At 38.7% G+C, this 963-nt stretch carries 1 protein-coding gene; it reads left to right on the forward strand.

Features of this window, described 5'->3' with window-relative positions:
• Nucleotides 1-58: 58 nt before the first annotated feature.
• The coding region (locus GMD1S_RS08200) for a PolC-type DNA polymerase III N-terminal domain-containing protein (protein WP_000095434.1) at nucleotides 59-963 on the forward strand (905 nt) is incomplete at its 3' end.

Raw genomic sequence — 963 nt, forward strand, 5'->3', positions numbered from 1 at the left:
AGTCATATATTTTCTTTAATTATGGTAAAATAGTAAGAGAATAATGTGAGGAAAATGAATGTCAAGTAAGTTTGAAATTTTAATGAATCAACTGGGAATATCTGATCAATTGAGACGGGACCCTGCTCTTGTTGATGCAAAAATTGAGCGTGTTGTGGTTCATAAAATTAGTAAGATTTGGGAATTTCATTTTGTATTTTCTAATATTTTACCGATTGAAATTTTTTTAGAGTTAAAGAAAGGGCTTAGTGAAGAATTTTCGAAAACAGGCAATCGAGCTGTTTTCGAAATCAAGGCTCTTTCTCAAGAATTCTCTAATGAACTCTTGCAGGCCTACTATAAGGAGGCTTTTTCTGAAGGTCCATGTGCAAGTCAGGGGTTTAAATCTCTTTACCAGAATTTAAACGTCCGTGCGGAAGGAAATCAACTCATTATTGAAGGTTCAGAGGCGATTGATAAGGAGCACTTTAAGAAGAATCATCTTCCTAATTTGGCAAAGCAACTCGAAAAGTTTGGTTTTCCAGCTTTTGTATGCCAAATAGAAAAGAATGATGCTCTTACACAAGAGCAGGAGGAAGCCTTCCATACCGAGAATGAACAGATTGTCCAAGCTGCCAATGAGGAAGCGCTCCGGGCTATGGAGCAATTGGAACAAATGGCTCCTCCTCCAGTAGAAGAGAAGCCAGCCTTTGATTTTCAGGCTAAAAAGGCTATGGCCAAGCCTAAACTAGATAAGGCTGAGGTTACCCAGATGATTGACGTGACGACTGAGGAAAATCGTCTGGTCTTTGAAGGGGTCGTTTTTGATGTGGAGCATAAGGTGACCAGAACTGGTCGCGTTTTGATCAACTTTAAAATGACAGACTACACTTCAAGTTTTTCAATGCAAAAATGGGTTAAGAATGAAGAAGAAGCTCAGAAGTTTGACATCATTAAGAAGAATTCTTGGCTCCGAGTTCGTGG

It is taken from the genome of Streptococcus sp. GMD1S (genome assembly GCF_000296875.1).
Taxonomy (GTDB): domain Bacteria; phylum Bacillota; class Bacilli; order Lactobacillales; family Streptococcaceae; genus Streptococcus.